13 protein-coding genes are annotated in these 13,490 nt (G+C 54.5%); 4 read left to right on the top strand and 9 right to left on the bottom strand.

Going from position 1 to position 13,490, the window contains the following annotated elements:
- Positions 1–31: 31 nt before the first annotated feature.
- Positions 32–1,885, bottom strand: a complete 1,854-nt coding sequence (gene glmS / locus NXS13_RS07980) for a glutamine--fructose-6-phosphate transaminase (isomerizing) (RefSeq protein ID WP_259079965.1) — start codon at positions 1,883–1,885, stop codon at positions 32–34.
- Between the two features lie 71 nt (positions 1,886–1,956).
- Between glmS and NXS13_RS07985 the strand changes: the two genes are divergently transcribed.
- On the top strand, positions 1,957–2,385 hold the full coding sequence (locus NXS13_RS07985) for a ribonuclease domain-containing protein (RefSeq protein WP_259079963.1): 429 nt from the start codon (positions 1,957–1,959) through the stop codon (positions 2,383–2,385).
- Here the strand turns inward: NXS13_RS07985 and NXS13_RS07990 are convergent.
- Together NXS13_RS07990 and NXS13_RS07995 are read right to left on the bottom strand one after the other, a co-directional pair.
- Complete coding sequence (locus NXS13_RS07990) at positions 2,365–3,642, bottom strand: deoxyguanosinetriphosphate triphosphohydrolase (RefSeq protein ID WP_259158692.1); 1,278 nt, start codon at positions 3,640–3,642, stop codon at positions 2,365–2,367. The two genes, NXS13_RS07985 and NXS13_RS07990, sit on opposite strands and share 21 nt — an antisense overlap.
- A gap of 4 nt (positions 3,643–3,646) precedes the next feature.
- Entirely contained in the window at positions 3,647–4,297 is a 651-nt protein-coding gene (locus NXS13_RS07995; protein ID WP_259158690.1) for a YdcF family protein, read from the bottom strand.
- Between the two features lie 56 nt (positions 4,298–4,353).
- Here NXS13_RS07995 and NXS13_RS08000 point away from each other — a divergent pair, with 56 nt between their 5' ends.
- On the top strand, positions 4,354–6,420 hold the full coding sequence (locus NXS13_RS08000) for a TPM domain-containing protein (RefSeq protein WP_259289599.1): 2,067 nt from the start codon (positions 4,354–4,356) through the stop codon (positions 6,418–6,420).
- Positions 6,421–6,481: 61 nt separating this feature from the next.
- On the opposite strand, the gene NXS13_RS08005 is transcribed toward NXS13_RS08000, so the two are convergent.
- Positions 6,482–7,036 (bottom strand): hypothetical protein, encoded by a 555-nt coding sequence (locus NXS13_RS08005; protein ID WP_259079950.1) that lies wholly within the window; start codon positions 7,034–7,036, stop codon positions 6,482–6,484.
- Positions 7,037–7,041: 5 nt separating this feature from the next.
- On the bottom strand, positions 7,042–8,427 hold the full coding sequence (locus NXS13_RS08010; RefSeq protein ID WP_259079949.1) for a glycine--tRNA ligase: 1,386 nt from the start codon (positions 8,425–8,427) through the stop codon (positions 7,042–7,044).
- 430 nt (positions 8,428–8,857) lie between these two features.
- Here NXS13_RS08010 and NXS13_RS08015 point away from each other — a divergent pair, with 430 nt between their 5' ends.
- Positions 8,858–9,193 (top strand): metalloregulator ArsR/SmtB family transcription factor, encoded by a 336-nt coding sequence (locus NXS13_RS08015; RefSeq protein WP_259079948.1) that lies wholly within the window; start codon positions 8,858–8,860, stop codon positions 9,191–9,193.
- Positions 9,194–9,536: 343 nt separating this feature from the next.
- Positions 9,537–9,962, top strand: coding sequence for a Fur family transcriptional regulator (locus NXS13_RS08020; protein ID WP_259079947.1), 426 nt, complete (start codon positions 9,537–9,539; stop codon positions 9,960–9,962).
- 28 nt (positions 9,963–9,990) lie between these two features.
- Here the strand turns inward: NXS13_RS08020 and NXS13_RS08025 are convergent, their stop codons facing one another.
- Genes NXS13_RS08025 through era form a run of 4 tightly spaced genes read right to left on the bottom strand, consistent with a single transcriptional unit; the run spans position 9,991 to position 13,483 of the window.
- Positions 9,991–11,073, bottom strand: coding sequence for a VIT1/CCC1 family protein (locus NXS13_RS08025; RefSeq protein ID WP_259289600.1), 1,083 nt, complete (start codon positions 11,071–11,073; stop codon positions 9,991–9,993).
- The gene (locus NXS13_RS08030; protein ID WP_259289601.1) at positions 11,070–11,807 is read right to left on the bottom strand and encodes an isoprenyl transferase; all 738 of its coding nucleotides are present in this window, start codon (positions 11,805–11,807) and stop codon (positions 11,070–11,072) included. Before NXS13_RS08030 ends, NXS13_RS08025 begins: the two co-directional genes overlap by 4 nt.
- Positions 11,808–11,840: 33 nt before the next feature.
- Positions 11,841–12,566, bottom strand: a complete 726-nt coding sequence (gene recO / locus NXS13_RS08035; RefSeq protein ID WP_259079938.1) for a DNA repair protein RecO — start codon at positions 12,564–12,566, stop codon at positions 11,841–11,843.
- Positions 12,566–13,483 (bottom strand): GTPase Era, encoded by a 918-nt coding sequence (gene era, locus NXS13_RS08040; RefSeq protein ID WP_259079936.1) that lies wholly within the window; start codon positions 13,481–13,483, stop codon positions 12,566–12,568. Before era ends, recO begins: the two co-directional genes overlap by 1 nt.
- Positions 13,484–13,490: the final 7 nt, after the last annotated feature.

A 13,490-nucleotide genomic window follows, 5' to 3' on the forward strand; every position in this document is an offset into this window, starting at 1 on the left:
GTGTAACAAGAGCCGATAATTTTTCCGCTCCCTATTCCACCGTCACACTTTTTGCGAGATTGCGCGGCTGGTCCACGTCATAGCCCTTGGCTTTAGCGACGGCTGCTGCAAAGATCTGCAAGGGCACGGTTGCAACCAATGGCTGCATGAGGCTGGGGGTGGTGGGAACGCGGATAATATGGTGCGCGCATTCTGTCACCTTCTCATCCCCTTCCTCGGCGATCACGATGGTATAGGCGCCGCGGGCATTAACTTCTTGAATGCTCGAGAGCACTTTGGCGTGTAGTAATCCTCGTCCTCTCGGGCTAGGAACCACCATGAAGATAGGCTGCCCTTTTTCAACGAGGGCGATGGGGCCGTGCTTGAGTTCGCCCGCGGCGAACCCTTCCGCATGAATATAGGCGATTTCCTTGAGCTTTAAAGCCCCTTCGAGGGCGACGGGGAAGCCAACATGGCGACCAAGGAAGAGGACAGATTGTGCCGTAGAGAGCCTGCGCCCTAGGTGTTGAATATCAGGCTCGGATTCTAAAACTCGTGCGATCTTCTCTGGGATGCGGCGCAGTTCCCCGTAAATGGCTGCTACTTCGTCGCTGAACATATTTCCGCGCAATTGCGCAAGGTAGAGTCCAAGGATATAGGAAGCGGTGATCTGGGCTAGGAATGCTTTCGTGGAGGCCACAGCGATTTCGGGTCCGGCGTGCGTATAAATTACTGCATCGGATTCTCGCGGGATTGTGGATCCGTGGGTATTGCAGATGGCCACCACTTTGGCTCCTTGTTCACGGGCATGGCGAACCGCCATGAGGGTATCCATAGTCTCCCCAGACTGGGAGACCGCCACAACGAGGGTCTTTTCGTTCACGATGGGATCGCGATAACGGAATTCATGGGCGAGTTCCACTTCCGTAGGGATCCGGCACCAGTGTTCGATGGCATAGCGCGCCACCAGGCCAGAATAGGCGGCGGTACCACAGGCGATGACAATGATCTTATCCACCGACCGCAGAATGCTCTCGTCGATATGGAGTTCGTCTAGAACAATATGGCCGGTGGCATCGACCCTCCCGAGAAGAGTATCGCGAACGGCGGCGGGCTGGTCGTGGATTTCCTTTTCCATAAAGGAGTCGAAGCCCTCTTTTTCGGCGGCTTTGGCATCCCACTCCACCCTGAATGCGCTTCCTGTGATGGGGGCTCCGTCGAAGTCGGTGATCTCGTATCCGGTGGCGGTAGCCGTCACGATGCTGTCATTTGCTATCTCAACGGCATCCCTGGTGTAGTCGATGAAGCCGGAGACATCGGAACTGAGGAAGATCTCGTTATGGCCCACACCGAGTACTAGAGGAGAATTGCGGCGAGCGGCCACGATTCGGTCGGGGGCATTCTGGTGTATGGCCAGGAGTGTAAACGCTCCTTCCAGCCGCTGGCAGACAGCCCGCATTGCGGATTCGAGATCACCCAACTGATGTAGCTCATAGGCAATAAGGTGAGCGACAATCTCGGTATCGGTATCAGAAATAATTTCGATGCCAGTGCTTATTAGCTCGGCTTTTAATTCAGCAAAATTCTCAATGATGCCGTTGTGAACGAGTGCAAGCGCCCCATGATCGGCTAGGTGCGGGTGCGCATTGGCATCGGTGGGACCACCGTGGGTTGCCCACCTGGTGTGTCCGATCCCGATCCGAGAAGGCTGCACAGGATGAGCCGCGATCTCTGCTTCGAGGTCTTTGACCTTCCCGGCTTTTTTGCGCATATACAGCTGCTCGTTAGCTATGAGCGCCACACCAGCAGAATCGTAACCTCGGTATTCGAGGCGCTTGAGTCCCTGAAGGACCACGTCGAGAGCTTGGGGTTGATCTTGGCCAATATATCCTACAATTCCGCACATAGTCCCAAATGTACTGCAGCTCTGCTTTCTTGCACTAATTTTTTTTTAAAAATCTGCGAGAATATATAACTATGCGTCGACTCCTCGTAGCCCTCGGTGGTGTGATGATAATAGCCATGTTTTTCTTCGGCGAAGAGTTTAACACCGATATGAGCTACCCAGATTTTCCAGGTAATGCTTTTTCCGAGTGTTATGTTAAAGATCTCCCCGACCAAGCGTGGGAGACTATCCGCGATATCCGCAGTGGTGGGCCGTATGATTTTCCGGCCGATGATAATCGGCACTTTGGCAATTACGAGGGATTGCTTCCTTTAGACTCGCAGTACCGCGAGTACACAGTTAAAACTCCAGGCCTCAACCATCGCGGCCCCCTGCGCATCGTCACAGGTGGTGGAAGTGACACAGACCCGGATAGGTGGTACTTCTCCCCCGATCATTATCAGTCTTTCTGCCTGATCCCTGATGCGGAGAGTAATCGCCTAACTGAAGTAGGACCGTAGCTCAGCGCTACGGTGCGCCACTCGCTCGAGGCGCGACTCTGTCATGGAGGCAATGGCATCGATTATTACCCGCTGACGCTGGGCTGAGGTTTGGGCCCGCTCGAAAAAATATTCGTAGAGCGGATCAAGGGCACCTGGACCCGAGGCCTCAAGATAATCATAGACTCGGAAGAGTCGATCGCGTTGTCGATCTTGACGCTGCTGGTGGTGCTCGTCTTCCATAACATACAGCACCGCAATGGTTTTGAGTAAGGTGACTTCGTTCACAACGGTCTCAGGTACCACGAGTGTGCCTAAGCAGCGTCCGACGGGCATATCGTTGGCTAACCGGGTTGCGGCGACTACCGCCGAGATATACCGACCAACGAGCTGCGAGGTCAAAGCCTTGAGATCACAATAGCCTTGAAAAGTCCCCGAGAAGTCTGCGGCGCGTTTGACCACCGGTAATTCCCGCAGTGCGCCGGCTGCATCGATGAGGCCGTCGATATTACCTCCGAAAGCCTCCGCACCTTTATCCGCAAGCGCAGCCAGCTCGACGAAATCCCAGAGCACTGCTAGATCAATGCGGCCGGACACGATCCCGTCCTCGACATCGTGAACGCTGTAGGCGATATCGTCCGAAAAATCCATAGTTTGGGCTTCCATGGAGCTTTGTTGATCCTCATGTCCGGCGCGCACCCACTCAAGAAGCTCCGCGTCCTCGTCATAGCAGCCGTATTTACGGTTGGTGCTGCCGTCAGGGTTGGTGCGTGTGCGTGGATATTTACATGCCGCATCCAAACTGGCGCGCGTGAGGTTGAGTCCTACACTCTCCCCTGAATCAAGAAGCACTTTTGGTTCTAAGCGGCTTAGGATGCGCAGGGTCTGAGCATTACCTTCGAAGCCTCCGCACTCGGTGGCGAGCATATTGAGGGCTTGTTCCCCGTTGTGGCCGTAAGGCGGATGCCCAATATCGTGGGTGAGTCCGGCCATCTCGCAGAGATCGGCATTCAGCCCCAGGGACGACCCGATACCGCGGGCAATCTGAGCTACCTCGAGCGAATGGGTGAGCCGAGTGCGGGGGGTGTCTCCGTCGCGGGGACCTACGACTTGGGTTTTGTCAGCAAGGCGCCGCAGGGCTGCTGAGTGCAGGACCCGTGCGCGATCACGGGCGAACGGTCCGCGTTCCTCAGGGGTGGAAGCCAAACCGTGGTGCTTAGCAGGCTCCTCATAAAGCCGCTGACGGTCATGGTCGGAGTAGCCGTATGCGGAAATCATGCACCTATTCTAAGGCTTTTTCCAATAGCTTTGCCCGAGCAAGGCGGTGTGGTGTGAAGTATGCCTGGAGGCGGCGAAGCCAGCGCTGGACGACTTTGGCCAGCCTGGGCGAGATAAAGCGCTCAACTGCTAATACTGTCACTCCTCCCATTTCGTGAATGAGCGGACCCACTTTTACTACACCTGAATGATAAGGCGTAGGTGACAGCTGAAAATCAAAGCCTTCCAGTTCCCCCAAAAGACGCACCCGCAAGGCATGGGAGGGGTGAGTAATCACGATCCACGGTGGTGGGCACATAGCTGCGACATCGATAAGGGAGCCGCGGGTGTCATGACCTGAGGCGATCACCCGGATCTTGTCCGCTGCTACCCCCATCTCTTCAAGAGTCTGGCGGCCCACGTCGGCCTCAGAGTGGGATTCTCCCGGCATCTTTCCGCCCACCGTCATGATCTCTTGATTGCGATCACGCTGGTGAAGCTCTGCAGCCCACTTAAGGCGCTGGGCGAATATGGGCGATGGCCGGCCCTCTTTTTGGGCTGCACCTAGTACGAGAAACGGGGCGTGCGTATGGGGCACGCTGCCTGTGCGCAGCACCCCGTAGCTCCAGATCGTGAGGCCTAGAAAAAAGGGCGGGAGGAGGACGAGACGAAACATGGGTGCCAGTGTAATCGCCCCTAGAGATATGGCTGTGATTAGCTATTGTAGAGGGTATGACATCATTGCTATCACGCACCTTTACTACTGCCGTGGGGATCTTGGGATTCAGCGTCTGCGGATTCTTAGCAGCTGCTCCCCTGGCCTATGCCAGCACCCTGAACGTTATCGCGGAACCCGCGGTGAGCTATCCCCAAGTCGTGACTGATTTCACCGATCGCTTAAGCGCCAATGATATCGAGTGGATTAATGAGCGTGCTGCTGATTATGCTGCCGGTGAGGATGGCACGTTTACCTTGGTAATGGTCAATGATTTTGATGGCTTGACCCCCGAGGCTTGGAGTGAGCAGGTCCTCAATGAGGGTGCGGCGCGCCCCCGGGATATCATTATGGTGATTGGGGCGAATAGTTATGGTTTTACCGGTGGCTCTGGCTTTAGTTCCGCTGAGCTCGATGCCATGTGGAATGCCTCCTCGCAGGCGTTGAGTGCGAGAGATTTTGCGGGATCTGCCGTGGCGTTGATGGATGCCGCACATCCTGCCGGCACCATGATTGCCGTAGATCCTGCCTCGGACTCAGACGGTTCGTGGGGATGGGTTGTCGGAGGTCTCGGCGCCACTGCCCTGGCGGGAGGGGGGATATATGCCGCAACTCGTCGGAAGTCGAAGAAATCTTCTCAGGAGATTTTAGAGAAGGCGCGCGCTCTTGATCCCGCCCAGCCCTCTGCGTTGCAGCAACTACCGCTGGATACTTTAGAGCAGCTTGCTGCTGAGGAGTTGGTGAGTACCGATGAATCGATTCAGCGGGCGCGCACCGAGCTCGATATCGCTATGGCAGAATTTGGGGCCGAACGCACTCGGGCCTTCACCAGCGCAATGAATCATTCCACACATACCTTGCAGAAGGCCTTTGAATTAAAGCGCCAACTCGACGGCGGCCTCTATGCGGGCGAGGTCGAAAAACGCGGATTGCTCGTCGATATTATTTCCTCGTGTGGCCAAGCCGATGATGCACTCGAGGCACAGGCAAATAATTTTGCCCAGTTGCGCAACCTACTTGTCCACGCCCAGGATAATTTAGACCGAATTACGCGAGAGACAGTGGAATTATATGCACGTCTCCCTGAGGCTGAGGCGCAGCTCGACGCCCTCAAGGAAGAATTTGAGGAGCCAATCTTAAGCCCGATCGCTCATAATATTGAGATCGCCCAAGCCGCCCTCAAAGAAGCTGACCAGCAGCTTGATATCGGGCGCAGTCTCCTTAATCGCCCCGCAGGTGAACAAGGTGGGCTCGTCGATGCCATTCGCCTGGCCGAAGCCGCGAGTGCGCAAACTGATCGGATGCTTAAAGCTATCGAACATGCGCACAGTGATATTAGTCGCGCGCGTGCAGGCATCGGAGGTCTCATTACCGAAATTGAGGAGGAGATCCAGCAAGCCATAGATATTCGCGCGCAGGGCGAATCTCAGGGGACTCCGATGAATTGGCAGGCTGTGGAAGAGACTATTGAGCAGGCGCGCCACGTGGTTGAGCAAGCTCGGACGAATGCCCAGACTGATCCCCTGGGTACCTGGACTCTATTGAGTGATTGCGATGCGCGTCTTGATGAGATGCTCGAGCAAATCCAGGAGGGTACCACAAGTCATGCTCGCCTTCTGCAGGTATATACGCAACAAGCTGATGTCGCTGCTGCTCATATTCGGGCCGCGCGGGATCTGATTTCTACGCGAGGGCGCATCGTCCGGGCGGGGGCGCGCACCAAGTTGGCGGAGGCTGAGCGGTCCTATGCACAGGCTGAAAATGAACGTAACCGTCATACCCGTCAGGCTATTAATTACGCAAGGCAGGCGGCTCAATTAGCCCAGTCCGCGCTCACCTTAGCGCAACGCGATGATGACGATTACCGGATGCGTCACTCCACTCCGCGTTCCGGGGGTGGAACAGGTTCATTTGTCGCCGGAATGGTCATTAATGAACTTCTGAGCGGTGGCCGCCGCGGCGGGGGCTTCGGCGGAGGTTTTGGTGGCGGTTTCGGCGGCGGAGGCTTTGGGGGAGGCGGTTTTGGGGGCGGCTCCCGCGGCGGCGGTTTCGGCGGTGGCGGCTCCCGCGGAGGCAGCTTCTAGTCCCAAAAAGATCCGGTTCACAGGCTATGTGAACCGGATCTTTTTTATTGGGTCAGTGCGATTAGGTCAGCAGGGTGAATATTGTAATCGCAATGGCCATGAGGGAGGTGAGGATGAGCGCCAGAGTCATTGACATCATCTTCGACTCTAATTGCGTGCGAGTCACCCACGAGAGGAATACGCGCTGCTCAGGGCTTAGAATATCGTCGGTACTGCGCCCGGTCTCGTCGGCGAATTCGGTAATGGCTTTCCGAACCCCGTTATTGCCGCCAGAAAACTGCCCGACTTTGCGATTGGTGGCGTCGAGGTATACCCAATCTTGACCACCTTCATTGACGGCTCGGATTTTAGTTCCGGCAAGATCGATGGTGATCTCATGCGATCGACCAAAGGGCTTATCGCCAGTGGTTGCGCGATACACCTGCGCGGTTGGCAGCGTGGCCTCGAGCTCGTTCTTATCGGCGCGTACCTTCCACGGACTAGTTCCCACCATGGCAGTATCGGGCTCGGAGCCGACCTTGAGTGGGAATACCGCGATTTCATCTTCCACGGGGTCGAGCAGGCGTGCAAACTCGCCCGTGCGCTTGGCCCACTGGGTGTATATGGGATCGGACATATTTGTTAACAACCTACCAATCGGGCGGCTAGATAGGACTCCAGTTCGGAGATCTTGACGCGTTCTTGCTCCATGGTATCGCGCTCGCGCACGGTTACGGAGTCATCATCGAGTGAATCAAAATCGACCGTAACGCAGAAGGGGGTGCCGATCTCGTCTTGTCGACGATAGCGGCGTCCAATAGCACCCGCGACATCATAATCGACATTCCAGAATTTCCGCAGCGATTGCGCAATGCGCTCTGCTGTTGGGGTTAAGGTGTCTTTTTTCGATAGTGGCAATACCGCGACCTTGACGGGAGCCAAACGGCGATCGAGGCGTAAAACTACGCGCTTGTCCACCCCGCCCTTGGCATTCGGGGCTTCATCCTCGTAGTAGGCATCGCATAGGAACGCCATCATGGCGCGGGTGAGGCCGAAGGAGGGCTCGATGACATGTGGGACATAACGCTCGCCGTTGACCTGGTCGTGGTAGGAGAGGTCCTCACCGGAATGCTCAATATGGCAGCCGAGGTCATAGTCGGTACGGTTAGCCACGCCCATTAATTCGCCCCACTCGCTACCTTTGAAGCCAAAGCGGTATTCGAAGTCGATGGTGCCGGCGGAATAGTGAGCGCGCTCCTCCTCTGGGACATCAAACTGACGCATATTGTCGGGGTTAATACCGAGGTCGATGAACCAGTTCCAACAGTCATTAACCCACTGGTCGAATTTTTCTTGAGCCTGATTTTCAGGTACGAAATACTCGATCTCCATTTGCTCGAATTCACGGGTTCGGAAGATGAAGTTGCCCGGAGTGATTTCGTTGCGGAAGGCTTTACCAACCTGGCCGATTCCAAAGGGTGGTTTCATGCGGGCGGTGGTCATGACGTTTTTGAAGTTGACGAAGATACCTTGAGCAGTTTCGGGGCGCATATAGTGTAGCCCCTGCTCATTATCGACTGGGCCGAGGAAGGTTTTCATCAGTCCGGAGAACATCTGGGGTTCGGTCCACGCACCCGGTTGTCCGGTTTCTGGGTCGGGAATATCAGCGAGGCCATTTTCGGGCTTGTGGCCGTGCTTAGCCTCGTAAGCTTCGATTAGGTGATCGGCGCGGTAGCGCTTGTGGGTGTGCAACGACTCCACGAGGGGGTCGGTGAATGTGGCTACGTGGCCGGAGGCCTCCCAGACTTGGCGCGGCAGGATAATAGAAGAATCGAGCCCAACCATATCGGCGCGACCTTGAACGAAGGTGCGCCACCACTGTTTCTTAATATTTTCTTTGAGCTCGACACCCAAGGGGCCGTAGTCCCACGCGGAGCGGGTGCCACCGTAGATTTCGCCACACGGGTATACGAGGCCGCGGCGTTTGCAGAGGTTTACTACGGTATCAATGACTGAGCTTTGAGCCATGGAAAAAGGTCTCCTTGAGGTTTCTTAGTAATTAGCCTTCCCCCAGTTAATCGCGGGGAGTTCCTCCAACTTTACTAGTTCTTGACTGAGAAGCCTAAGCCGATTGCCGAAGAGAATCTCCTCCACGAGTTCCCTAAGAGAATTGGTGCCCTACGGCAAGCACTTTTGAGAAGTATAAGGCTTACCTAAGTAAACAAACAGGCCAAATACCTTATATATGGGCTTTTGTTCGGGAGCAGTTCTTAAAGTTCTGAGCGAGGAAGTGGTACGAGGTAGAATCTCCGCTATATTTAAGTATCAGGAACGCTACAGTTTAGGTATATACACGTAACCACTGTTGACCTATCGATTTTTCCACCTCCATTAACACCGAAGGGGATATATCGATTGAACAGTGTTTAGTTAGCCAAACGCAACGACTGATGGAGAGATGATGGGATCATTAACCGGTACCCAAGAAAACCGCAATACCTCGATGAATTGGGGCCACGATTTCACAATGGCTGCGGGGTTTTTTACCTCCCTTAGCTGCAGCACTCGTTTAAGCATCATCCAGCTTTTAAGCGGCGGCCCCCTATTTGTTAACGAAATTGCCGAACACTTAGACTGCAGCCAACCGCTCATTAGCCAGCACTTGAAGATACTTCGTACAGCTGGCATCGTGGGTAGTACCCGAAAAGGCCGAAAAATCGTTTACCACATTAGCAATCCCCTCGCGCTCGACATTGTTCAACGGGTCACCATGCAAGCGGAATCATCGAGATAAATATCTTTTAAAACAAAAAACAACCCCTCGGAAAATCCGGGATCAAACCGTAACCCATGATGGCATTTTGCGGCTAATGAAAGCGAAATCTAGTATGATTTGAGTCATAGCTAGACTGTAAAGTGCTGTTTGTTCCAGCTGACCGGTCCCCGCGACCAGTGAGCACCCTATGGAAGCTAGTCAGCTCAGGCTCTTGAAATTTTCCATCACGTGGCCTGTTTACTTCTAGCTATAGCAACGTTTTGCTTCATCTACCACCTCCTAGGTCTGACACCCTACCTGGTGCCAATAGCGCTCTGACAGGCGCGTATGAAGCTAAAAAATCATAAAAGGGAATGGAATCATGAACCGCACTTTAGAACCGAGGGTTCCGAAGCTCGGTGTCCGCAGCACCCGCCAACGCGCCGCTGTCGTCACTGTTCTTCGCGACTTTGATAATTTCGCCTCCGCAAAAACGATCCACGAGGAACTCACCAAGAGAAATCTCAAGGTAGGGTTGACAACCGTTTATCGCACCCTGCAGTCGCTGACTGAGATCAAAGCAGTCGACGCTTTGCACATGTCCAACGGCGAAACCCTTTATCGGCAATGCCTCAATAACGCTCACCATCACCACCTCGTGTGCACCCAATGTGGACACACAGTTGAGGTCGAAGGTGGCCCGGTCGAAGAGTGGGCGAAGGATGTCTCCCGCGCCCATAGCTTCACCCTTACAGGACATGACGCCGAAATATACGGCACGTGCTCACAGTGCGCCGCAACTATCTAGCCCCTAACCCAGGGCACTAACCCTGGGTTCAGCCGATAATCGTGCCAAAGGCCATACCCAATACATAGGTGATACCTGCAGCACCGAGTCCTATTAGCAGTTGACGGATCGCCCGGTACACAGGAGGTTTCCCGGAGAGTACACCGGTGAGACTACCCGTAGCAATCAGGGCGATGCCAACTAATATAATGCCTGCTAGACCCAAGACGAGGCCACTAAATTGAAAAGCCAGGATAAACGGGATAAGCGGGATAAATGCTCCCCCAGCAAAGCAACAGAAGCTGTAGATGGCCGCATGAATAGCTTCCTTGGAGTCGATGTCGCTGTTCTCCCCAAACTCTTCTATCAACGCCTGATCATGGGAATCCGCTAAGGAATTTAAGACCTGCTCCGCCTTGAGTTGAGCCTCGTGATCACCTAATCCACGTGCTCGGTACACCAGCGCGAGCTCATTGGCATCCACATCGAGTGCCGCCACACTGCGCTGCGCCTTCTGATCCGGGGCGGACGCCTCGCGCAGCTCCTGAGAACTCTTCACCGAAATATATTCTCCGGCCGCCATAGACAGAGCCCCTGAGAGCAAACCAGAGATACCCGCAAGAAGGACGAAGCGAGAATCGACGCCCGATCCCATCACTCCCAAGACGAGCGCCAAATTGGAGACGAGGCCGTCATTTGCACCGAAAATAGCAGCACGGAAGGAGCCACTCATTTTCTCCCTGGCATCCGCAGCTAAACCACGAATGACCTCGCCATGCATCATCTCATCAGCGTGCATTTGCGCCGTGGCATCCGCATCCTTCTCATAGGGACTGCGCATTTCCGCGTTCTGCATTAATGCAAGAGCAAAAAGAGAACCGAAGTGCTTGGTCATAAACGCCAGCACTAAGGTGCTAAAATCTGGGCGGCGCGGGAGCCCCACATCATCACCCAACTTTTCGCGCCAGTATTTCTCGTGGCGTTCTTCGGCACGCGCCAAACTTAAGAGGATCTCTTTCTCCTCACCGCTTCTCTTATGAGCTAACTGCCGATAAACCGCGGCCTCGGCGCGTTCATTGGCCAGATACTGCTGCCATTTGCGGATTGTTTTGGCATCCGGGGTAGGGGTCACTTCACTCCTCCGAAACGACGGTCACGATGAGCATATTCAATAACTGCGTCAAAGAGATCAGCAGGTGTGTAATCGGGGAAGAGCTTATGCTGATAAACCATTTCCGCGTAGGCAGATTGCCATAACAAAAAATTTGAGGTTCGCTTTTCCCCCGACGGTCGCAGGAATAAGTCCACGTCGGGCATATCGGGCTCGTCGAGAAAGATGTGAAAATTCTTCTCCGTTATGTCTTCTGGATCTAAAAGGCCTTGCTGAACCTTCCGGGCAATATCGCGAACCCCGTCCACGATCTCCGCGCGACCACCGTAATTAACACACATATACAGCGTCATCGCCTCATTATTCTTGGTGAGCTCTTCCGCCGCTTCAAGTTCGTTAATGACACTGCGCCATAGCCGTGGGCGCCGGCCAACCCAGCGAACTCGCACCCCACGCTCATGAAGCCACATTTTTTGGCGCGATAATACATCACGGTTAAAGCCCATGAGAAAGCGCACTTCTTCTACGCTGCGCCGCCAGTTCTCGGTGCTAAAAGCATAGGCGGAGAGATTTTTCACCCCTAGCGCTAAACAAGCAGAGACCATATCCAACAGTACGGCTTCGCCGCGCTGGTGCCCTTCGGTACGCTTTAAGCCGCGCTGCGTAGCCCACCGCCCATTGCCATCCATAACGAGGGCGATATGATTGGGGATAAACTGCGGATCTATTTGAGGTGCCTGTAGATTATCGCTCACCTCTCCTATCTTGCCATTAGCGACAGCCGAGTCCTAAACCTGATCGAGAACTTCTAAGGCGGCAATTTTGCGTTCGGCATACCACTGAAAATGGAGGCGCACGAACTGATGAACTTCGGCCTGAAAATGCGAAGATTGCGCAATGATCTCGATCGCGTTGTCAAGGAATTGATGCTCGAGAAGCCACGCTATATGCAAGGCTTCGGGATCTAATTCCTTGGAACCGGGGGGCCGACAATTCACACATACCGCACCCCCAGGTGCCGGGTGAAAAGCATGATGGGGCCCCGGTTTCTGGCATTGCGCACACAGGAAGAGGCTGGGCGCCCAACCCGCGATATGCATGGCTTGCAATAAGAATGCATCCAGGACGACCGTGGGATAAGCCGTCTGCCGCATCAGTTCGATATGGTCGAGAACGAGATCATAAAGATCATCTTCAGCCAGGCGCTCCGCCACTTCAAGAATTGCTGTGGCGGCAATAAAACGCTGCGAATCCTCCACAATTCCGGTGGCAAAAAAACGCACCGTATCTGCTTGGGTAAGAGTCTCTAGATTACGACCCGGATAAAGCTGTACATCTATCTCCACAAAGGGCTGCAGCCTCGATCCGAAGCGGCTTTTTGCGCGCCTGACTCCCTTAGCTACCGCACGGATAATGCCATGCTCTTTACTTAAGAGAACAACGATACGATCGGCTTCTCCAAAATCATAAGTGCGCACGACAACCGCGCGCACCTTATATGATTGTCTAGCCACTAGAATCCAAGGCGACCGAGCTGCTTTGGATCAGACTGCCAGTTCTTCAACACCTTCACCCGCAGGTCAAGGAAAACATTGCTGCCAAGTAGCTCGATAATTCTGGGTCGAGCTTTAAAAATGATCCGGCCCAGACCGCGTCCGCCGCGACCGATAATAATGCTCTTCTGCCCCGGGCGTTCCACATAAATCACAACATGAACATCGAGAACTCCCTCACGTTCGGTGCTCGGGATGATCTCGTCAACCTCCACGGCCACCGAGTGAGGCAATTCTTCCTTGAGGCCAGCAAGTGCGGCCTCGCGCACGATCTCCGCAATCCGAGTGGGGGTATCGTCGTCGGTGATGTGATCATCGGGGTAAAATTTCGGGCCCTCGGGAAGCTGATTGATAATCACATCGATCAGTACCTCACGCTGTTCACCCGTGATCGCCGAGACTGGTACCACCTCGCACTCACTACCGAGAAGTTCATGCAAAGCCATCAGCTGCACGGCCACTTGATCGCGGCTGACCTTATCCACCTTGGTCACAATGCCCATCAGAGGCGTTCTCGGGGCGACGCTGCGAATATTGTCCACAATCCAGCGATCACCCGGCCCAATCTTTTCATCGGCTGGGATCGTGACCGCAATCAGATCCATATCCGCATAGGTATCTTTGACCACCTCATTGAGGCGCTCACCCAAAAGCGTGCGCGGGCGGTGTAGACCCGGGGTATCCACGACGATGATTTGGGCGTTGTCGCGGTGCACCAGGCCTCTAATGGGGTGGCGGGTTGTCTCGGGCTGATTGGCGGTAATCGCAATCTTTTCTCCCACCAGTGCGTTGGTGAGCGTGGACTTTCCCGAATTGGGTCGTCCTACAAATGAGATGAAACCGGAGCGGAATCCCTCGGGGGTATCGGTAAAATTCACCCTTCTC

This window comes from Corynebacterium sp. ES2730-CONJ, from assembly GCF_024834055.1.
Classification (GTDB): domain Bacteria; phylum Actinomycetota; class Actinomycetes; order Mycobacteriales; family Mycobacteriaceae; genus Corynebacterium.